The organism is Pseudarthrobacter sp. P1 (genome assembly GCF_050156935.1).
Taxonomy (GTDB): Bacteria; Actinomycetota; Actinomycetes; order Actinomycetales; family Micrococcaceae; genus Specibacter.
Map to the genome: position 1 here is coordinate 16,570 of NZ_CP189585.1, position 19,927 is coordinate 36,496.

The 19,927-nt window shown below is 63.1% G+C and carries 15 protein-coding genes and 4 pseudogenes; 10 read left to right on the top strand and 9 right to left on the bottom strand.

Annotation, left to right across the window (positions count from 1 at the left end):
- Window positions 1–90: 90 nt before the first annotated feature.
- Window positions 91–1,533 carry an IS1380 family transposase gene (locus ACQCSX_RS20945; RefSeq protein WP_427015697.1) on the bottom strand — a complete coding sequence of 481 codons (1,443 nt, stop codon included), beginning with the start codon at window positions 1,531–1,533 and terminating at the stop codon, window positions 91–93.
- A gap of 207 nt (window positions 1,534–1,740) precedes the next feature.
- The gene (locus tag ACQCSX_RS20950; protein WP_427019211.1) at window positions 1,741–2,727 is read right to left on the bottom strand and encodes a sigma-70 family RNA polymerase sigma factor; all 987 of its coding nucleotides are present in this window, start codon (window positions 2,725–2,727) and stop codon (window positions 1,741–1,743) included.
- Between the two features lie 620 nt (window positions 2,728–3,347).
- Between ACQCSX_RS20950 and ACQCSX_RS20955 the strand changes: the two genes are divergently transcribed.
- Both ACQCSX_RS20955 and ACQCSX_RS20960 read left to right on the top strand, forming a co-directional pair.
- Window positions 3,348–3,968 (top strand): DNA-binding response regulator, encoded by a 621-nt coding sequence (locus ACQCSX_RS20955; protein WP_427019212.1) that lies wholly within the window; start codon window positions 3,348–3,350, stop codon window positions 3,966–3,968.
- 7 nt (window positions 3,969–3,975) lie between these two features.
- Window positions 3,976–4,101: a hypothetical protein gene (locus ACQCSX_RS20960; RefSeq protein ID WP_427019213.1), complete on the top strand. Its 126-nt coding sequence runs from the start codon at window positions 3,976–3,978 to the stop codon at window positions 4,099–4,101.
- 688 nt (window positions 4,102–4,789) lie between these two features.
- Here ACQCSX_RS20960 and ACQCSX_RS20965 read toward each other — a convergent pair.
- Together ACQCSX_RS20965 and ACQCSX_RS20970 are read right to left on the bottom strand one after the other, a co-directional pair.
- Window positions 4,790–6,037 (bottom strand): IS4 family transposase, encoded by a 1,248-nt coding sequence (locus tag ACQCSX_RS20965; RefSeq protein ID WP_427019214.1) that lies wholly within the window; start codon window positions 6,035–6,037, stop codon window positions 4,790–4,792.
- A gap of 23 nt (window positions 6,038–6,060) precedes the next feature.
- A complete protein-coding gene (locus ACQCSX_RS20970; RefSeq protein ID WP_427019215.1) occupies window positions 6,061–6,582 on the bottom strand; it encodes a recombinase family protein in 522 nt (173 codons plus the stop codon).
- Window positions 6,583–7,022: 440 nt separating this feature from the next.
- On the opposite strand from ACQCSX_RS20970, the gene ACQCSX_RS20975 reads away from it, so the two are divergent.
- The 7 genes and pseudogenes from ACQCSX_RS20975 (at window position 7,023) to ACQCSX_RS21005 (ending at window position 12,389) form a co-directional block, all read left to right on the top strand.
- Window positions 7,023–7,193, top strand: a complete 171-nt coding sequence (locus ACQCSX_RS20975; RefSeq protein ID WP_427019216.1) for a hypothetical protein — start codon at window positions 7,023–7,025, stop codon at window positions 7,191–7,193.
- 38 nt (window positions 7,194–7,231) lie between these two features.
- Window positions 7,232–7,333, top strand: a pseudogene (locus ACQCSX_RS20980) (hypothetical protein); the annotation flags it as partial.
- Window positions 7,334–7,448: 115 nt separating this feature from the next.
- A complete protein-coding gene (locus tag ACQCSX_RS20985) occupies window positions 7,449–7,616 on the top strand; it encodes a hypothetical protein (protein WP_427019283.1) in 168 nt (55 codons plus the stop codon).
- Between the two features lie 187 nt (window positions 7,617–7,803).
- Window positions 7,804–8,463, top strand: coding sequence for a GntR family transcriptional regulator (locus tag ACQCSX_RS20990; RefSeq protein WP_427019217.1), 660 nt, complete (start codon window positions 7,804–7,806; stop codon window positions 8,461–8,463).
- A gap of 40 nt (window positions 8,464–8,503) precedes the next feature.
- The gene (locus ACQCSX_RS20995) at window positions 8,504–10,132 is read left to right on the top strand and encodes a BCCT family transporter (RefSeq protein ID WP_427019218.1); all 1,629 of its coding nucleotides are present in this window, start codon (window positions 8,504–8,506) and stop codon (window positions 10,130–10,132) included.
- Between the two features lie 2 nt (window positions 10,133–10,134).
- Window positions 10,135–11,274, top strand: a complete 1,140-nt coding sequence (locus tag ACQCSX_RS21000) for a mandelate racemase/muconate lactonizing enzyme family protein (RefSeq protein ID WP_427019219.1) — start codon at window positions 10,135–10,137, stop codon at window positions 11,272–11,274.
- A 20-nt stretch (window positions 11,275–11,294) separates the two neighbouring features.
- Window positions 11,295–12,389, top strand: a complete 1,095-nt coding sequence (locus ACQCSX_RS21005) for an enolase C-terminal domain-like protein (protein WP_427019220.1) — start codon at window positions 11,295–11,297, stop codon at window positions 12,387–12,389.
- Window positions 12,390–12,729: 340 nt separating this feature from the next.
- On the opposite strand, the gene ACQCSX_RS21010 is transcribed toward ACQCSX_RS21005, so the two are convergent.
- Window positions 12,730–13,992, bottom strand: coding sequence for an IS110 family transposase (locus ACQCSX_RS21010; RefSeq protein ID WP_427019221.1), 1,263 nt, complete (start codon window positions 13,990–13,992; stop codon window positions 12,730–12,732).
- Between the two features lie 204 nt (window positions 13,993–14,196).
- On the bottom strand, window positions 14,197–15,660 hold the full coding sequence (gene tnpC, locus ACQCSX_RS21015) for an IS66 family transposase (RefSeq protein WP_427019222.1): 1,464 nt from the start codon (window positions 15,658–15,660) through the stop codon (window positions 14,197–14,199).
- Window positions 15,661–15,831: 171 nt separating this feature from the next.
- On the opposite strand from tnpC, the gene ACQCSX_RS21020 reads away from it, so the two are divergent.
- Window positions 15,832–16,419 (top strand): TetR/AcrR family transcriptional regulator, encoded by a 588-nt coding sequence (locus tag ACQCSX_RS21020; protein WP_427019271.1) that lies wholly within the window; start codon window positions 15,832–15,834, stop codon window positions 16,417–16,419.
- Window positions 16,420–16,500: 81 nt separating this feature from the next.
- On the opposite strand, the pseudogene ACQCSX_RS21025 reads toward ACQCSX_RS21020, so the two are convergent.
- The 3 pseudogenes from ACQCSX_RS21025 to ACQCSX_RS21035 all read right to left on the bottom strand — a co-directional run.
- Window positions 16,501–16,605, bottom strand: a pseudogene (locus ACQCSX_RS21025) (DUF3151 family protein); the annotation flags it as partial.
- Between the two features lie 429 nt (window positions 16,606–17,034).
- Window positions 17,035–18,305, bottom strand: a pseudogene (locus tag ACQCSX_RS21030) (IS3 family transposase).
- A 57-nt stretch (window positions 18,306–18,362) separates the two neighbouring features.
- Window positions 18,363–19,742 (bottom strand): annotated as a pseudogene (locus tag ACQCSX_RS21035) (IS1380 family transposase); the annotation flags it as partial.
- Window positions 19,743–19,927: the final 185 nt, after the last annotated feature.

Here is a 19,927-nt window from a genome sequence, read left to right on the forward strand (position 1 = left end):
GGACCCGGGGGCGCCGGGCTGTGCGCGGGCTTCCACTGTTCCCGTTGGTGTTCTTCTTTCCTGCTCGTTGGTTGACGGGGGGTTGCGGTGTCAGGCCCGCAGGAGGACCGCGGGGCGGTTCGCGGCTGCGGCGATCCGTTCAATGGCTTCGAGCAGGGCGCTGATCAGGGGTTGCTCCGGCGCGGCGGCGGGCAGCAGCAGGTGGTTCCGGCGGGCGCGGGTGATGATTTTCCCGGCGGTGGCGAAGAGCCGGTAGCGCCAGCGTTTGATGTCCCAGCCCCGTGCTTTGTGGCCGTCGGGCAGGGCGGTGAGCTGGAGCCAGGAGACCAGGTTCGCGGCCAGGACCGCGAGGTTGGCCCAGGCCTGGTTGGCAGCGAAATCGAAGAAGGGGAGCTTTCCGAGCCCGGTGTTCTTTAGGGTTTTGATGCGGTTCTCGGCCCGGCCGCGGGCCCGGTGCCGGGCATCCAGAAAAGGTCCGTGCCAGCGCGGGGAGTTCGTCAGAAACGCTGTCACACGGTGACCGTCGATGTCGAGCAGGGTCGGTGTCGCGCCGGGGTGCAGCGGTTCGGCGCGCAGGAAGATCTTCGTCCCCGGCGGGTAGTCATCGAGCGGGATCACCTGCGTGGCGTTGATGACCCAGGCGTCATCGCGTTCGACCCCGTCCTGGTCCAGGGCCGGTTGCCAGTATTTCTTGTCGTTGATCCAGTCGATCATGTGGGCCTTGCCGACCGGCACCGGGTACGAGGCGGAGAACTGCACGCCCCGCGAATGCAGGTACCAGAGGAACTTCCGGGACGCGCCGGCGCTGTCGGTGCGGACCAGGATCTTCTCCCCGTCCAGTTCCCCGGTCCCACCGTAGAGGGAGTCGGGCAGGACGGCGATGGCGGCCTCGAAGATGCGGATGTGGTCCTCGGCGTTGTTCGCCGTGGCCCCGCCGTGACGCAACAGTACCGCGAGTTCCTCCCCGGTGCCGCTGCCGGCACCGTAATCGAGGCTGGCGGTGAACGGGGCGAATCCGAACCCGCCCTTGTAGTTTCCGGTGGCCTGTTCCTTGTCCGAGTGCGAGGTCACCAAGGTGGCGTCGAGGTCGATGAGCAGCGGGTCCGCGGCCGTCGCCTTCACCGCCGGGCTGCGGTCTCCTGCGGCTTCCCATGCCCGGGTCCGCAGTTCCTTGGCCAGGGTCGAAAAGCCGTAATCGAAGACGTCCGGGTTCTTCACGGTGCGTTCGAAGAACCGGGAGACTGTTGCGTTCGAGGGCACGTTGCCGAACACGCCGGGCTGGGCGCGCAGGATGTCCAGGTCCGAGGCGTGCTCGCCGCCGGCGGCGAGCATCACCGCCAGCGACCCGAGCAGCCTCCCGGGCCGGTGTGAGGCCATCGCGGGGACGAACTGCCCGAGCCGGTCCTCGCACAGGTCCCGGAACCCGAGGGCGTCGATGAATGAGGTCAGGATCCGTCCCCCGGCATGGGAGACCAGCGACTGGCCGGTGAAAGTGACCGGGAGGGACGGGAAGACCTTGGTAGGCTGATGCATCGAAAAGGTGCTCCTTCAAGACACGGAAATAACGGCGTAGACACCCCTATTTTCCCTTGTCAGAGCACCTTTTCGTGTCTTAAACACACCCCTCAGCCCAACCCTGATGAAAACCCCGGGCTAGGGGGTGTGCCGGTGAATCGAGGGCGGAATTTCCGCACCGTACCTTATCTTCCCGGAAAATGTGGACGGGCCCGCCCCCCTGCCTTATCCAGTGGTGCCCTCCACCATTTCCCGGGGCTCGGTGAGGCGGCGCCCGAGACGGTCGAGCAACTGCTTGAGCAGCCGGGAAATCTGCATTTGGCTGACACCGAATTCCAGGGCGATCTGCCCCTGCGACATCTCTTGGACAAAGCGTAGATGGAGCAGCCGCCTGTCTTCCTCGCTCGCGTCGGAGAGGGCGGCTTCCAGGGATTGCTCTTGGTCGATGCGTTCATACCCGGGGTCCTCTTCGGCCAGGATGACGCCAAGACCTCGGCCCTCGACCCGCTCCGGCGGGTCATTGTGCTCGATCTGTTGGGCGACCATGGCCGCCTCCGCGAGCAGGGCCTGGGCGGTGTCCATAACCGATATGCCCGCCGCCGAACTCAGTTCGGCAGGTGAGGGGTCACGTCCCAGTCGCTGGGTGAGTTCGGGGCGCACTTGCCTGATCGTGAGCCGTACTTCCTGGATGGGCCGGGGTGGCCGCACCACCCAGGAGTGGTCCCTGAGATATCGTTTGAGTTCCCCGGTGATGGTCGGCACTGCATAGGCCATGAAGCCATGGCCCCTTGACTCGCGATACCCCCTGGCAGCCTTCACAAGCCCGAGCCTGGCTACCTGTTGCAAGTCCTCGGCCTCGCAGCCCGGGGCGCGGTAGCGGCGCGAGATGGCGTCGGCTACCCTCAGGAACTGGAGCACTAGCTGTTCAACGCTCTCGCCAGGTTCTGCAATTGCGGGTCCCGACGAGAGCGGGAGGCCGGAAGGAGCATGCTCAGGCGCGATGGCTCGGGCAACTGAATCCTGCACAGCCGTGCCGGGATTCGGGCCGCACAAAAGGGCAGATGCTCTGGCGTTGCCGTTCATTGCCGCCACATCCTTTCCCGGGATCCCGGTCTGTGGCTCCGCGCGTACTTCCAGTCGAGTCCGTCCGGCGGGCTCAGCGGGCAGCCTGGCCGATGACACCGAGCCGCTCAACAGGGATGAGGTATCCATCCCAGCGGCAGTCTTTGCCTGGAGGGAAAACCGCCCCGGCACCGAACGTCCTGTGGCGGTGCCGGCCGGAGGCTACAGCCCACACCACGCGTACCCGGGCCCCCTCGCGGGAAACAACGTATCCATGGATCTGGGCGCCGGCATCACTGACAACCACCTTTCGTGCCATTGACTTCATTCCCGTCGATGACCGGGCAAGAGCGGGGCAGGCCAGAGACGGTATGGCTTGTTGTGTGGCCGTAGCCCTCATTTCTGGACCGCCAGGTCTTCAGGGGAGCAGGGGGCTGTCAATGGCCTCGGGGGGTTTGGGGTGCCCGGGAATTTGGGTGCGAGTTGGTTCCGGTGCAGGGCCGCCACAATGGCTTGCTCGCGCCGGGCTAGGGCCGCGATCCGTCCGGGGTTGGCGGCGTTTCTGTGCTCGTCCTCGGACAGGGCCAGTTGCACGATCAGTTCCCGAACGGTTGCCTGGCCGAGGTCATCATCCTCCGGCGCGACACCGTCCGTGGGTTGGGTTGAATTCATCCCCGTAGCCTAGTTCCCCTAAGGGTGAACTTCTTCACCCCTAGGGGTGAAAATGCGTGCCCTATAGTGAGGGAATGGAATGCCTTCGCATCGCACTGGTGGATGACTATGAAATCGTGCTTCGGGGGCTGGAGATGATGCTCCGGTCCTACGGGAATACCCTGGAGGTCGTCGAACTCGACCTCAATCGCAATGTGGACAAGCCCGTAGATATCACCCTCTACGATACGTTTGCAGCGACCCCGGGAGACCGAGAGGACGTGCACGAACTGGCAACAAATCCCCTTGCCGGCAAGGTGGTTGTCTATTCGTGGGACCTCGAGGAAACCCGGGTCAAGGCTGCGCTGGCCAACGGAGCCAGTGGGTATCTGTCGAAAGGTCTTCCCGCGGCCCGCCTGGTCCGCGCGCTCCACGACATTCACCGGGGCGAAGGCCAGGTTTTCCACGCACCCGGCGGCCAGGCGAAAACGAGCCTCGGTGACTGGCCTGGCCGTGAAGAGGGCCTGACCCAACGGGAGGCTGAAGTGCTCGCACTCATCACCCAAGGCCTCAGCAACGCCGAGATCGCCGAGAGGACCCAGCTATCAGTCAACACCGTCAAGACGTTCATCCGTAGCTGCTACCGCCGCATTGATGTCACCAACCGCTCCAACGCCATCCTCTGGGGCCTCGAGCACGGATTCTTTCCAGACCACAAACGGGTCCGACCGCGACAGTGAGAAGGCCATGCAGGAGCGCCGGCACGGCATCCTGGCCACCTGGCACAACCACACCACCAACACCGTCGCCGTCAGCCGAGACGTCCCCTACGGGGAGACCCACGAACGATGCCAGGAACCAGAGCGCATCTAGCCGGCCGCCCGGGTTGTGACTATCGGTTCAAAATGACGGTTCCTTCACAGCTCGATTTGGCGGTTTCGGCGCCGCGTAAGCCGGTCCCCCACCGCGCCACCTTCCGGCCACTCCCCCACCCCGAAAAATCTGTCGTTTTCAGAATTCGATTGCACAGGCACCCGCGGAATTCCGGGTTGTGCAGACGAGTGTTCACACGAAGGTTTCAGAAGTCCTCTGCACGGAACCCCATTCTGCTCAAGAGTCCCGCGCACAAACCATCACTCTTCCGTAGGCGTCTGCTGTTAGCTGCAACTTTAAACTGACCGTAGACGGCATTTTGGATTGACCGTTCCGGCAGGTTCAAGCGGTCATCGCAACGCCTTGATGATTGAAGGATGTTGATGACTGATTGCGCCGATCGTTTTCCGAGCGTCTCGTTGTCGAGGAGAGGGACTGCCCCGGCTTTAGTTGACTCGGCTGCGGCTACTTCGGCGGCTCAGTGGTGTCTACTTTGAGGTACTGGTAGAGGGTTTCCCGGCGGATGCCAAATTCGCGGGCTAGGCCCAATGCCGTTTACTTTGTAATTTTGCGGGTTTTCTTGAGTGGCCAGTTGGACATTTTGCGTTTGACGGCGCGGGGGTTGGTGCGTTGCCGGCGTGGGGGCAGGAGTTCGTGGAGGATTTCCCGGCAGAAGATGGTGAAGGCTTCAGCCAGTGTGTGAGGGGGAAAAAGCCGGGCGCGCGGCGAGGGAACGCCGTGCTGCCCGGAGGGTCCTTGTGAAAGAGAAGCGCAGGTGGTCTTCGTCGAATTCTGCCGCGACGGTGCCGATGAGGGACCGGATCGCGTAGTGCGCACAGAGATGGCCGTAGATTTCCTGGAGCACCCCGTCGGGTGTTTTGGACCGGAGCACGATGCCGGGGCCGCGCTGGTGGGTTTTGAGTTCATCGAAGCTGGATTCTATTTCCCAGCGGCGGGCATAGAGGCCGGCCAGGTCGTCGGCCGGTGCGGTGGCCGGGTCCAGGATCGTGGTGATCAACAGGAACTTGCTCACGTCATCCCCGGCAAGGGCCTCGTTCCCCATGGTGGCCTTGGCCCCGGTGGTGGCTTCGTATTCGATGACGCGGACCGGGATCCCGTTGCTGTCCTTGGCCCGGTCCTTGCCGGACGAATATACCTTTGAGAGGTAGGAGCCGTCGGGGTAGTCCTCCAGCGGCGGCAGGGCGCTGTTGGCTTTCATCCGCCACAGCAAAGCCGCCCCCGTGGCGGCACTGTCTTTCCACGCCGTATAGGAGAAGAACCCGCGGTCGGCCATGGCCAGCATGTCCTTGGCCAGGTCCGCGAGCAGGGCCGGATACAGGTCGTGCTCGGAGGTGTCGCAACGGGAGGCCACCGCGGAGAAAACCGCGTGGGTGCCGCATTCGACCAGGCCCAGCACCCTCGCCTGCGGGAAGGCGCTCTTGAAGTCCGTGTTTGTCCCCGGCCGGCCGTAGGCGCGCTCGTTCGCCGGGGTGTCGGCAAGATCCAGGGTGGTCCCGTCCACGGACACCAGCCGCCATTCCTTGTAGAACCCGGCCCCTCCCGGGGCTGCGAATGGCTTCGCGACCTCGGCGAACAACTCCACCATCACCGCGGGGCCGAGCCGGGTCCTCGCCTTGTAGATCGCTGCCTTCGTCGGCATCGTCCACTCACGGAACCGGCCGCTCAGCCACTCCATCCCGGCCAGCAACGACCGCATGACTTCCTCGTAGGAACCGGTGGAGAACAACGCCAGCGCCATGACGTAATAGACCATCAACCGGGACGGCAGCAACCGGTTCCGCTGCTCCAGGGCCCCCGTCCGCCCGATCACCGCGTCCACCACCTCGGCCGGGAAAACCCGCGTCAACACACCAAGAGAAACGTGGTCGCTCAACCGCTCGGGACCCTCCGGGGTCACCCATCCACTACGCGCCATCCCGAAACATTAACACAAACCATCTAAGTAAACGGCATTGGGGCTAGGCCGGTCTTCTGCTCCCCCGCGCCGGCCCGCTTGCGCAGCTCGGCTGCCTTCTCGGGCGAGAGTGCTTTCCTGCGCCCGCGGTAGGCACCCCGGGCCTTGGCCAAGGCGATGCCTTCGCGCTGGCGTTCCCCGATCAGCGCCCGCTCGAACTCGGCGAAGGCGCCCATGACGGAGAGCATCAGCTGTGCCAGCGGGGAATCCTCCCCCGTAAACACCAGGTGTTCCTTGAGGAACTCGACCCGCACACCCTTGGCGGTGAGCCTTTGCACCAGCGACCGGAGGTCATCCAGGTTTCGGGCGAGCCGGTCCATGCTGTGCACGAGGAGGGTGTCCCCGTCCCGGAGGAAGCGCAGGAGCTCCTCGAGCTGCGGGCGCTTCGTATCCTTGCCCGAGGCCTTGTCGGTGAAGATCCTGTCCAGTTGAACACCCTCGAGCTGGCGCCCGGTGCGCTGGTCCAGCGTACTCACCCGTACATACCCGATGCGCTGACCCGTCACATGGACCACCACCCTTCAACCAGAACCTTCGACTGTCAGGTTGACCTCTAAGACCCCGAACTCTAGGTGTCAAGAAAACCCGAAAGTCACCCTAACTTGACACTGCAGAAAAATTCCATCCTGACGTCAGGTTGAGGTATGCCCCAACCTCGCGATCTCCCCGCCCGTGAGCCACGTTCCCCGGACCTCACTCAAGGGCCGTGTCCGCTAAAACGTTGAGCGGGCCTGGTCCTACAGCGTTGTCGCGCAGGGCACGAATAGTTCGAAATCGAATATGCACCTGTACCAGTAGTCAGTCCCAGGTACGTTCTGCCATTCACTTGAGAGAGCTGGACCGGCCAGGACCCTGTCAGTCGAAAAACGGAATGGCGCTTCACGACTCGAGCTAGTGCTGTGGCCGTAAAGGTTGACGGTGTTTGGGATGGTGCCACGCTGGAGGCATGGCTGATTGCAGCCCGCCCGTCGTGGCCCAATACGCCGTCATGGATTCGGCGCTGACGCATCCCAAGAACCGGGAACGGGGCTGGCTGCGGCTGGACTTTGTTTCGTCGGCAGCCATATCCATTGTCCCCGGCCTGGTCGGGCACCTGCGCGCACAGTTCCGGGGATAAGTGCCACAGTGCTCCTGCACGAGCCCCTGGTAGTTGCCGTGGCTTCCGGCCACCGGCCGGCCACCCGGACCCATGTCGCCCTGAACGATTTCAAGGGCGAGGCATTCATCGCCTTTCCACGAAGCCGCACGTCATCGCTCTTTGACCACATTTCTGCGCTGCCGCATGCCGTCGGAGCGGACTTCGACATCCCACAGGAAGCCGTCAAGTTCCACCATTCTGCCCCCGGTTGCCGCCCATCTGAGCATCGCCGGCGTGCCCGATTCCATGCGCGCGGTCGCCATACCGGGACAGATCTACCTCCATATCGCCGACCCCAAGGCCACCTCCACGGTCACCCTGATCTCTGCCACCGATACGTCAGACTCCCTGCCCTTGGCAAAAATCACGGAGGCCTTTGAAGAGAAGTCCCCCGCCACCTGAGCCGGCCCCGGCCAAGGGGCGCACACCGGCTAGTCCCTGGACGATGAGCAGCTGCCCACGTTATGGGAACTCTGAAACTTCTGGATTCGAAAGGTCACGAATGGGGCGAATGGCCGTAAAAGTGTAAGAAAAGTCACTTATGGTAGACTGTCGACAATCGACTGTTTTCGTTTGAAGGGTTTGTGTCATGGGCAAGTTGGAGAGAATCTCGATGAAGGACCGCCTTGCCACGGAGCTTCGCCGGAAGATTCTGGCAGGGGCCCTTCCGCCCCATTTCCGCCTCACTGAGCAGGACCTTGCGGATGAGTACGGAGTAAGCCGCGCGGTGGTGCGGGAAACCATGTTGGTGTTGGAACTGCAGGGACTCATCGTCTCGACACCGTACAAGGGTTCCGAGGTGGCCTCAATTTCCCGTACCGAGGTAGCCGGGCTGCTCCTCCCCATACGCATCCACATTGAGCAGTATGCGCTCAAGGAGGGCATGCCGCTTTTCGACGCGGACACGTTTGAATCCTTTGAGCGCGTCCTGGCCGCGATGGAACAAGCGATTCATCACAAGGACATCGAAGCGTTCAACGAGGCCGACATGCAGTTCCACGCGATCATTGTCGACGCCTGTCCGACCGACTCCGCGCGCGGCATTTGGGACTCCATCCATCCGCGCATCAGGATGCATTTCGCCCTCCAAACAGGACGTACCGGCGCCCTCGCGGAATTCCTCGAAGACCACAGGCACCTTGTTGACGTGTTTCGAACGGGAGACGTACCTGCCAGCGTCGCCGCCATCGAATCCCACATCATCGAAACGAATACACCCCATCTGGGATTGCTCGATGAAACCCACTAGCTGCACCCCCACAAAAATTTTCACTGACAAAGGAGCCAGGATGATTGAGACAGAGGCCGCCAACACGGCGCAAAGCAGCATGCAACCACCGAGACCTCGCGTCGATAAGGTACTCGTCATTGGTGCGATCATCGTGGTTGCGATTGTCGTGACCGCCCTGCTGCTGTGGCCCAGCCAGGCGCAGTCCTCGGCAAGCGCCCTGTTTGACGGATCCACCCGGATTTTCGGGGCGCCCGTTCAGGTCCTCGGCTTGGGGTGCTTCCTGCTGGCAGTCCTTCTGGCCGTCTCCAAGTTCGGACGAATCAAGCTCGGGGAAGGCAAGCCCGCGTATTCGACCTCCAGCTGGCTTTTCATGTTCATTGCCGCAGGCCTGGGATCAGCCACCATGTATTGGGCCTTCATGGAATGGGCGTACTACTACCAAACGCCCGGACTGAATATTCAACCGGAGTCCCGCGAGGCCCTGGATGTGAGCATGTCCTACACCTTCTTCCATTGGGGTCCCATCCCGTGGGCCATGTACGTCGTCGCTGGGATTTCAATGGCCTACTACTTCCACGTCCGGAAGGGCAAGCGCCTCAGCTACGCGGGCAACATCGAGGCTGTGACCAAGAAGGTCAAGGCCGACGGCGTCGGCGGGCGCATCATTGACCTGCTGTTCCTCTTTGGCACCTTTGGCGGACTGATCCTGACCGTCACTGTGACGGTCAACACCGTCTCCGCCGGGGTCGCCGGGCTGCTGGGCATTGAGAACGCCTTCTGGCTGAAGGCCCTCATCCTCACCGTGTCCACCGTGGTGTACGGACTGAGCTCCTTCGTTGGCATCGACAAGGGATTGCAGAAACTGGCCAAAACCGCGATCGTGGCCGCCTTCGTTTTTGCCGCCGTGGTGTTCCTGATTGGCCCGTCCGAATTCATCATGGGCAATGTCGTGAACGCCGCCGGGCTGGAGGCCCAAAACTTCCTCCACATGAGCCTGTTCACCGACCCGAACGGCGGCGGCTCGTTCGCACGCGACTGGACAGTCTTCTACTGGCTCTACTGGATTTCCTATCTCCCCGGCGTCGCCATCTTCATCACCCGCGTCTCCAAGGGACGCACCATCCGACAGACCGTCCTTGGCCTGATGGTGGGTGGATGTGCAGGCACCATGTTCTTCTTCGGCATTCTCTCCAGCTACGCCATCCACCAGATGAACCACGGGACGGTCAACGCCCCACAGGTCCTGGCTGGCAAGGGCGGCGACACTGCGGTCGCCGAGCTGCTGAACACCCTGCCCTTCGGGGGGTTCTTCTCCATTGTGTACTTCCTGATCATGCTAGTCTTCCTCGCCTCGCACATGGACGCCACCTCGTTCACCGTCGCTGCCGTCAGCACCCGGAACCTGCCGCACGGTACCGATCCGGCACGCAGTCTCCGCCTGTTCTGGGTGGTCATGTTGGCTGCCGTTCCGATGGCCATGCTGGCCATCAACGCCGACCTGGGCACGCTGAAGACAGGATTGACCTTGACGGCAGTGCCCTTCCTCTTCTTGCTGGTCGTGCAAGTCTGGGGACTCATCCGCTGGCTGCGGGAAGACTCAAACCGCATCGACATGAAAACGGGGCTGCTGCGCCCTGTCAGTGCCAACCGGTCAGACGTAACAGTGGCCCCGAAGGGATTGGTCTAACCATGAAGATTATCGACGTCGAGGCAATCTGGTTGCGGGTACCCACATTCAGTGAGAGATGCGAATGGGGCGAGGACGCCTTTCTGGTCAAGGTCCACACCGACACCGGGCTGACCGGCATTGGCGAATCCGACAGTGCCCCGGCCGTACTCAAGGCCATGGTCGAAACCCCATCGTCGCATTCGACAAGTCGTGGACTGCGGGAAATCCTGCTGGGGGAAAACCCCCTGGACATTGACCGGCTATGGCGGAAGATGTACCACGAGTCCTCCTACATGGGCCGGCGCGGGGCAGCGATCCATGCCATCAGCGCGATCGACATCGCCTTGTGGGATATCGCTTCCCAGCACTACGGGGTGCCGATCCATACGCTTCTGGGCGGCAAGGTCCGCGACGAGATTGCCGCCTACGGCACCTTCATTCCCAAGGACAGGCCAGCTGAAAATAAAAAGCTTGTCGAGGGGCTTCTCGAGTCCGGATTCACCGCCCTAAAGCTGGGTGGAGGGCTGTTCGGCACCGACCCGGACCATGACCATGAGGTCATGCGGGTTGTCCGTGACACAGCAGGCGAGGACACCGGGCTCGCCATCGACCTGGTGTACCAGTGGAAGAACTACCGCTACGCCAAGACACAGTGCGAGCGGATGGGAGAATTCAACCTGGACTGGATCGAGGAGCCGCTGCCTAGCGATGACCATCTGGGGCTGCGCCGGTTGGCGGAAAACTCAGGGACCCGGATATCCGGCGGCGAAGGCCTCTCGACGGTGGCTGAATTTTCCGAATTCATCCGCGACTCACGACCCGACATCATCCAGCCCGACATCACCCGGTGCGGGGGTATCAGCGAGATCCGGAAAATCCACGGCATCGCCACGGGCTTTAGCACCGAGCTTGTCCCCCATGGTTTCAGCACCGGCATCCTCATGGCCGCCACCGTGCAGTTTTTGGCCAGCATCCCGGGCGGAGACCTCATCGAGTTCTCCCAAAGCACCAGTCCCCTGTCCCTGGAACTGGTCACCAACCCCATCACCTTGGTCGACGGCAAGGTCCCGGTACCGGATGTACCCGGTCTTGGCGTTGACCTGGATGAGGACCTCATTGCGAAATATCGGGTGGAAATGTCCGTGGGAAGCCCTGTATGAAGTCCCTGAGGATCGACTCGGTGGACGTGTTTGTCCTGGCAAATCCCGAGGCAAGGTACAGGACGTCGGCCCACTACGACGAGCTACAGATCACCAACACGGTGGTGCGCATCAACTCGGGCGACGCGTTCGGCGTCGGAGGGGCCATCTCCTGGACCGAAGGCGGGGTGGACACGGCCTTGGGAAGGGCCATCGAACATGTTGGAAGCGCCCTCATCGGCCAGAATGCGCTCAACCGGGGATACCTCCACGAGGTGATGTCCAACAGGTGCGCCTCCATGCTGCCTTTTTCCCTGGCGCCGCTGGACATCGCCTTGTGGGACTTGGCCGGCAAGACGTTCGATGTGCCCCTGTACCAACTGCTGGGCGGCCATCGCGATGAAATTCCCGCCTATGCGAGCACCCCCTTTCTCGAGACCATTGAGGAATACCTGGACATGGTCACCCAGTATCTGGCCCAGGGCTACCAAGCCATCAAATTCCACACCTGGTGCTACCCCGACAAGGACCTCGAGTTGGTCAACGCCGTCGCGGAAAAATTCGGCGGGCTGGATATTGCCTGGATGCTCGATGTTGAAGGCCGCTACACCCGCCAGGACGCCCTGCGTGTCGGCCGCCGGCTAGAAGAACTCGGATACATCTGGTTCGAGGCACCCCTCCCCGACAACGATTTGGAAGGCTATCGCTGGCTGCGCAGCAAGCTGGACATTGAAATCATCCCGGCCGGAAATGAGCTGGTGACGCTGGGCCTGGTTCAGGCCGGCATGTCCATGGGAAGCTGGGACCACGCCCGAATCGATGCAACCCTCGCCGGTGGAATCACCGGAGCCCAACGCATCATGTCTGCCGCCCAAGCACACTCTATGAATGTCGAATTGCAGTCATGGGGCTATACCCTCTCCCAGGCCGCAAACCTCCACCTCATGCTCGCGTTCCCCAATTGCCGATACTTTGAACAGGCCATGCCATTGGAGCCAATGGAGTACGCGGCGCTAGACGTGATTCGCATAGATGCCAACGGACTCGTAAGGGCATCGGACAAGCCTGGCCTAGGCGTCGACCTGGATTGGGAACTGATCGAAAAGCAGGCCCTGGTCAAATACACGCTCCGATGACACCACAGCCGTCCCGCTGAAAACGGGGCCCTGCCACGAGTTGGCAGGACCCCACCACGCCTTCCCGTGCAAATCCCTGCGAATCCACGCCCCGCCACGAGACCTCCTCGTATCCAAAGACGAGGAAAATATGCACTTGGCGCATAGCCTCGGGCGGTAGCGCACGTCTGCATTGTTGGTGTGTAATCTCGCTACATCGTGGACAGTGAATCTCACCTCTTCGTGGACACCGGGTCTCAATACTTTGTACACAGCTACCGGCACTGGTATGCCGGCCGCGCGCCGAGACTGCGCCGGGACATTGGTGTGCCGGCGGTGGTGGATGTCAGGTTGGGCGGGGTCAGGCGGCGAGGGTGACGGTGTAGCCGAGGGCTTCGAGTTGGTGGATGTGGGTGAGTGTCCTGGTCTGCGGGTTGAGGTTCCTGGTGAAGTAGCCGGCACCGAGATCGATGAAATGTGCCAGGGGGCTTTGCAGCAGGTGCCAGATGATGGTGAGAATGGAGCGGCCGACCGCGACGATCGCCCGGGACTTGCCCCGCCGCCGGGCGATCCGGCGGTAGCGTTCGCCCAGGAACGTGTGGGTTTTGCCGGCGGCGACGGCGGCCTCGCCGAGGGCCCGGGCCAGGTAGCCGTTGCCGTGCCCGGTCGAGCCGTGGCCGGTGATCTTGCCCGCCGAGGAGCTGATGCCGGGGGAAAACTTCGCCCAGGAACACAGGTGCCCCGAGGTGGGGAACCGGGTCATGTCGACCCCTATTTCGGCAATGATCGCGGCGGCTGCGACCGGGCCGATGCCCGGTATCTCATCCAGGACCGCCGACTGGGCGGTGAACGGGGCCAGTGCGGCCCCGATCTGCTCATCGATGGCGGCGATATCGGTCTCGATGCCGTCGACCCGGTCCAGCATCCGCGCCAGCAGGAACCGGTGGTGGTCATCGACGAACCCGGTGAACGCCTCTTCGAGCTCGGTGATCTTCGTCCGCATCCGGGTGTGCGCCATCTGTGCCAGGACCCTCGGGTCCCGTTCCCCGTTGATGAGCGCGGCCATCATTTCCCGCCCGGAGACCCCGAAGATGTCCGAGGCGACGGAGGAGAGTTTGATGCACGCGTCCTCGAGAAGCTTTTCGACCCGGTTCTTCTCCGCCGTCCGTGTCCCGACCAGGTCGGTCCGGTACCGGGTCAGGTCCCGCAACTGCCGGATCTCCAACGGCGGGACGAAGCTGGGGCGCAGCATCTGCCGTTCGGCGACCTTGCACAGCCAGACCGCGTCGAACACGCCGGTCTTGGGCCGGCCGGGCAGGTGTTTGACGTCCCGGGCGTTCACGACCCAGGGCTGCAGGCCGTGGGCCTCCAGCAGGTAGTACACGGGCTTCCAGTAATCGCTGGTCGCCTCCATCACGACCCGCTCGATCCCCAGGTCCACCAGGTGGTTCGCCAGTTCTGCCAGCGAGCGGGTCATCGTCGACTGCGTGGACACCTCCTGCAACCGTTTCTGCGGAGCCCCCGCCGAGGGGATCCGCACACAACAAACCAGCTCGGCCTTGCCGATATCCAGGCCGGCGACCCTGGCAATGATCTGTTCCTCGTCCCGTGATTCGACCAACATGGCCACCCTCATCTCCCTGCTGCACACACCGCTTATTACCTGGGTGGCCCCCCGTGGGGGCCGCATGGGAAAAGGGAAACTAATCCGCGTGCTCGCCCGGGGGCGGCAACAGTGAAGGGCCCACAACGCGGCTCCCAACGCCCCGCTGCTCAACGGCCTCAAGGAACCATAGTTACAGTTGGTTTTAGGTCGGCGTCAACAGATTTAGCCGGCAATGGCGGGCGTCCAGGGGTTGCCGTTGTGGAGCATGGCCATGGCGGCGAACGCGGATTGGCCTTGCTTGCGGGCCGTGGAGAGGTAGGAGCGCAGCTGGCAGAACGCCTCGGCCCCGGCCGCGGTGCGCAGCCCGCCGGCGATCTTCATCCTGATCTTCAGTGGCCGGATGTCTTGTTCGGAGCCGTTGTTGGTGAACGGCACGCGCAGGTCCGTGGCGAACCGGAGGACCTCCTCACGGTGGGTGTCCAACCTGTCAAGCAGGTTCACGTGTTTGGGTCTGCGTTTGGCGTGCTTCCCGGGGTGGTCGTCGGGGTTGGCCGCCCACCCGGCGACGATAAGGCCGTTGTAGCGGCGCCAGTAGGTGGCCAGCAGGGCGGGGGCGAAGCCGTCCGCACCCATCTCGCGGGCACGGTTCGTGGTGCGGTTGATCTCGGCCAATAACCTGTCCAGTGGCACGGCCCAGTCCTGTTGCCCGGCGACCTCGGCGGCGGCAACCAGTTCACGTCCCAGGTGCGCCCCGCACACCGCATGGGTGACATCAAAACGCCAGTACGGGGCCCAGAAATCCGTGACGAGCACGGTTTCCGCAGACAGGGCCGGGAGCACTCCGGCCTCGGTCATGGCCTCAAACCCGCGTCTGGGCGAGACGGTGTATCGGGTCAGGGCATCGGTGCGGGCCGCGTGCACCCAGGCCAGGGAACCACCGACCCGGATGCCGGTCTCATCCGCCCCGAGCACCGGTGCGCCGCAGAGTCCATCACGAAGAACCCGATCGAAGCCATCCAGGCCGGCGGCCGCGTCCGCGTACCAGCGGGCCAAGGACCCCTGGCTGATCGGGGCGCCGACCAGTTCGGTGAGCAGCACCGCGGTGCGTTCCAAGGGAAGATACTGGGCCGCCAGCAGGTAGGTGGCCAGCCCGCGCACCCGGGGCCCGTACTGGGCCGGTGCTCCGATCCCGGTCGGGGCCTCGGCCATCGTGACCCGCCCGCACCCGCAGCGGCGGTGCTCAATCCGGTGCTCCACCACCCGCAGCGCGATCCGGGGCAGGTCGAAGACCTGCCGGGCCTCGGTGGAGACGACCGGCGCGCCAGCCAGGGATTTGCCGCAGCCGGCACACGCCGCCGGTACATGGACGAGGACCTCATCCGGGGACGCAACCTGGGCTAGGGTGTGGCCGTCATGGCCGGGCTGCCCGCCCGGGGAACGATCCGTGCGCTCCCGCCGGGATCGCGGTGCCGGTTTCTCGTAGCCCTCGCTGCCGGGTGGTTTGTGCGAATTACGCGGCGCCTGCCCCAGCCGGGACTCCAACACCGCCACCCGCTCCATCAGCGCCTGATTGAGTCGCTGCAACTCGGCCACCTGTGCCCGGTGCGACTCCTGCATCTCGGCCACAATGGATCGCAGCTGGGCATTCTCAGCAGCAAGTTCCTCGTACGATGGCAACAAGCTCACACCACCAGCATCACCAGCCGCGTCCTCAAGTCAACGAGGCGCGCCGCAAACCAGCTGAGCAGTTACAACCGCTCAAGGTGAAGAGAGTAACCTTCTCGATGGCCCAAGCAATAGTCTTGCTGTAAGGAAATCGCCCTGTCGGGCCGGAACCGGAAGACTGGAGTGTTTGCTATGCGGGTATCCTCAGAAGACCGAAAAGAACAATTGATTACAGCGACCATTGAAATTATGCGTCGTGAGGGCATTCAGGCTGCGACTATTCGGGCTATAGCCAAAGAGGCTAATGCCCCATTGGCTACGGCACATTATTGCTTTAGCAATAAAGAAGAGCTTATGGAGGCGGCCGCCGAGGCTTGGTTTAAGAACTTACGCCGCTTTTCCAGCGATGTCCCGGAGCATTTTGGACTTCGTAAGGCTGTGGAGCAAGTGGCCGAAGGCTACTGGCGTGCACTAGAGGAGGAGCCCGCAAGCATACTTGCTGAGATCGAACTCATCCTGTGGGCAACTCGCAACGTCGCTGTCAGCCCGCTGGCCGCGAAAATTTATCCCGCCTATGAAGTAGAGCTGGGAAATATATTCTCTTCCGCAGCCAAAATCCGTGGCGAGCAATGCCACATAAGTTTCGATACGCTGGTTAGGTGCTTTCTTATGATCTTCGACGGGGCGGCCATTCAATGCATGACCGCCCCGGAGGCGATCGATCACCGCGGTCAGTTCTTCATGATGGTTGATGCACTTCTGATCAAGGCCGGCGTCTAAAGGGGTTCCTCTGCCACCAGGATTTTGCCTCGTAGCAATACCTCCAGGATGCTGAGCCGTTGCCGAATAGGAATGTAAGCCGGCCCCGGCGGCGGGCCCCAGTGAGCAGAGTGCGTGCAGGAAACCGCGGTTTCCTGCACGCGAGTACGGGACCGGTCCGGTGCCGCGCCAGCCGTTGCGGCGCAGGTGTCATTTTCTTAAGTCGTCTGTACCATTTCATGCGGCAGGATGGCCCTCGTGCAGAGGACTCCCGACGGTGATGATGGTAGTAGGCCGTCTGCACCAAACGTATTCTCTTCATCGAGGGTATGACACCGCCATCGGCACTAGATGAGTAAGTCCTAACCCGGATTTTTCATCGGACGGCGGTCGGGGCGTTGGGTGCGGGTTTTGCCGTCCCGGCGGGCTGAATCGGATTTCGGGTGTGGCTGATGGACCCGGGGGCGCCGGGCTGTGCGCGGGCTTCCACTGTTCCCGTTGGTGTTCTTCTTTCCTGCTCGTTGGTTGACGGGGGGTTGCGGTGTCAGGCCCGCAGGAGGACCGCGGGGCGGTTCGCGGCTGCGGCGATCCGTTCAATGGCTTCGTGAACCGCACTGGGTTTTGTAGAGACTCGGTTTATGCAGTCTGCGATGACAGAATACACGCTTTTTGATGGTTGGTTTCATATTCCATTGGCGGGATGTCGCCGATCCCGGTATGCAACCGTTCGGAGTTGTACCAGGTGACCCAGCGCGCCGTTTCGGTCTCGACCTGCTGGCATGATTTCCATGTCGTGCGCCTGTTCCGGTCGATCAGCTCGGTCTTGTACAGACCGATTGTTGACTCCATCAGGGCGTTGTCGTACGCGTCACCCACGGTGCCGATGGAGCCTGCCATCCCGGCGGCGGCGAGCTGGTCCGTGAGCATCACGGAGGTGTACTGGCTGCCGGCATCCGAGTGGTGGATGAGCCCCTCCGGGGTGAACCCCGTCAGCGTCCTCCTGCGCACCGAGAGCGCCTGCGCCAGGGCGTCGGTGACCAAGACCGTCTCCTTGGACGTGGAGACCTTCCAGCCCAGGATCCGCCGCGATGCGGCATCCGTGACGAACGACACATAACAGAACCCTGCGTAGGTCCATACGTACGTGAAATCGGCGACCCAGATCCGGTCCGGGACGCCTGTGTCCCAGCGGCGGTTGACCCGGTCCGGGAACCGGGCCGCCGTGTCGTCCCGGCGCGTGGTGAACGTCTTGCGCCCGCCGCGCAACACCCCGTACAACCCGGCACGGCGCATGAGCCGGGCGACCTGGTCGCGGCCGACACGGTGGCCGTCACGGAGGAGTTTCTTCCACATTTTATGCACTCCATACACTGAGAAATTGGCGGCATGAATGGTCTGGATGACGTCGGTCATCAACTGGTCCGAGACCGCCCGTTTGGACGGGCCGCGGCGGGTCGCCGCGTAGTAGGTCGAGGGGGCAATTTTGCAGCCGTGCTCGGTGAGCACGGTGCAGATTGGTTCGACGCCCCATCGCAGGCCTTTGGTGTCTTTACGCCCCTTGTGGGCCGCAATGAAGGCAACTATCTGGTGTGTGGCCGGTCGATCTCGGCCGCGAAGAAAGCCGAGGCCGCCTTCAAAATGGAATTGGCCCGGCGCAGTTCGGCGTTCTCCCGGCGCAGCTTCTTGACCTCTTCGCTTTCGGCGATTGTTGACCCGGCCCGGGTGCCGTTTTCGATCTCATGCTGGGCAATCCAGGGCCTCATGGACTGCTCGCTGATCCCCACCAACCCACTGACATGCCGCCTCGAAGCAGCCCCTGACTCGGCAGGCATTTCGCCCCGTCGCTCCAGGTACAGGCGCACCACACGGGCCTTGGTTTCCTCGTCAAACTTCTTGCCACTGGCCATGACTCTATTCTCCCTGTGAGGTTGGAGTCTCCACCAAACCCAGTGCGGTTCATCGAGCAGGGCGCTGATCAGGGGTTGCTCCGGCGCGGCGGCGGGCAGCAGCAGGTGGTTCCGGCGGGCGCGGGTGATGATTTTCCCGGCGGTGGCGAAGAGCCGGTAGCGCCAGCGTTTGATGTCCCAGCCCCGTGCTTTGTGGCCGTCGGGCAGGGCGGTGAGCTGGAGCCAGGAGACCAGGTTCGCGGCCAGGACCGCGAGGTTGGCCCAGGCCTGGTTGGCAGCGAAATCGAAGAAGGGGAGCTTTCCGAGCCCGGTGTTCTTTAGGGTTTTGATGCGGTTCTCGGCCCGGCCGCGGGCCCGGTGCCGGGCATCCAGAAAAGGTCCGTGCCAGCGCGGGGAGTTCGTCAGAAACGCTGTCACACGGTGACCGTCGATGTCGAGCAGGGTCGGTGTCGCGCCGGGGTGCAGCGGTTCGGCGCGCAGGAAGATCTTCGTCCCCGGCGGGTAGTCATCGAGCGGGATCACCTGCGTGGCGTTGATGACCCAGGCGTCATCGCGTTCGACCCCGTCCTGGTCCAGGGCCGGTTGCCAGTATTTCTTGTCGTTGATCCAGTCGATCATGTGGGCCTTGCCGACCGGCACCGGGTACGAGGCGGAGAACTGCACGCCCCGCGAATGCAGGTACCAGAGGAACTTCCGGGACGCGCCGGCGCTGTCGGTGCGGACCAGGATCTTCTCCCCGTCCAGTTCCCCGGTCCCACCGTAGAGGGAGTCGGGCAGGACGGCGATGGCGGCCTCGAAGATGCGGATGTGGTCCTCGGCGTTGTTCGCCGTGGCCCCGCCGTGACGCAACAGTACCGCGAGTTCCTCCCCGGTGCCGCTGCCGGCACCGTAATCGAGGCTGGCGGTGAACGGGGCGAATCCGAACCCGCCCTTGTAGTTTCCGGTGGCCTGTTCCTTGTCCGAGTGCGAGGTCACCAAGGTGGCGTCGAGGTCGATGAGCAGCGGGTCCGCGGCCGTCGCCTTCACCGCCGGGCTGCGGTCTCCTGCGGCTTCCCATGCCCGGGTCCGCAGTTCCTTGGCCAGGGTCGAAAAGCCGTAATCGAAGACGTCCGGGTTCTTCACGGTGCGTTCGAAGAACCGGGAGACTGTTGCGTTCGAGGGCACGTTGCCGAACACGCCGGGCTGGGCGCGCAGGATGTCCAGGTCCGAGGCGTGCTCGCCGCCGGCGGCGAGCATCACCGCCAGCGACCCGAGCAGCCTCCCGGGCCGGTGTGAGGCCATCGCGGGGACGAACTGCCCGAGCCGGTCCTCGCACAGGTCCCGGAACCCGAGGGCGTCGATGAATGAGGTCAGGATCCGTCCCCCGGCATGGGAGACCAGCGACTGGCCGGTGAAAGTGACCGGGAGGGACGGGAAGACCTTGGTAGGCTGATGCATCGAAAAGGTGCTCCTTCAAGACACGGAAATAACGGCGTAGACACCCCTATTTTCCCTTGTCAGAGCACCTTTTCGTGTCTTAAACACACCCCTCAGCCCAACCCTGATGAAAACCCCGGGCTAATGCCAGAAAGGGCACGGGGCTTTTAAAGCAGGTCCTGGTGTTAGGGCTCGTGAGTTATTAA

What these genes read in the sequence shown, in the direction of transcription:
- ACQCSX_RS20960 (WP_427019213.1), top strand. Translation starts at nt 3,976, where the DNA reads ATGCAGGAGCGCCGGCACGGCATCCTGGCCACCTGGCACAACCACACC.
- ACQCSX_RS21000 (WP_427019219.1), top strand. Translation starts at nt 10,135, where the DNA reads ATGAAGATTATCGACGTCGAGGCAATCTGGTTGCGGGTACCCACATTC.
- ACQCSX_RS20945 (WP_427015697.1), bottom strand. Translation starts at nt 1,533, where the DNA reads ATGCATCAGCCTACCAAGGTCTTCCCGTCCCTCCCGGTCACTTTCACC.
- ACQCSX_RS20990 (WP_427019217.1), top strand. Translation starts at nt 7,804, where the DNA reads ATGGGCAAGTTGGAGAGAATCTCGATGAAGGACCGCCTTGCCACGGAG.
- ACQCSX_RS20965 (WP_427019214.1), bottom strand. Translation starts at nt 6,037, where the DNA reads ATGGCGCGTAGTGGATGGGTGACCCCGGAGGGTCCCGAGCGGTTGAGC.
- ACQCSX_RS20950 (WP_427019211.1), bottom strand. Translation starts at nt 2,727, where the DNA reads ATGGATACCTCATCCCTGTTGAGCGGCTCGGTGTCATCGGCCAGGCTG.
- ACQCSX_RS21020 (WP_427019271.1), top strand. Translation starts at nt 15,832, where the DNA reads ATGCGGGTATCCTCAGAAGACCGAAAAGAACAATTGATTACAGCGACC.
- ACQCSX_RS20975 (WP_427019216.1), top strand. Translation starts at nt 7,023, where the DNA reads ATGGCTGATTGCAGCCCGCCCGTCGTGGCCCAATACGCCGTCATGGAT.
- ACQCSX_RS21010 (WP_427019221.1), bottom strand. Translation starts at nt 13,992, where the DNA reads ATGTTGGTCGAATCACGGGACGAGGAACAGATCATTGCCAGGGTCGCC.
- ACQCSX_RS20995 (WP_427019218.1), top strand. Translation starts at nt 8,504, where the DNA reads ATGATTGAGACAGAGGCCGCCAACACGGCGCAAAGCAGCATGCAACCA.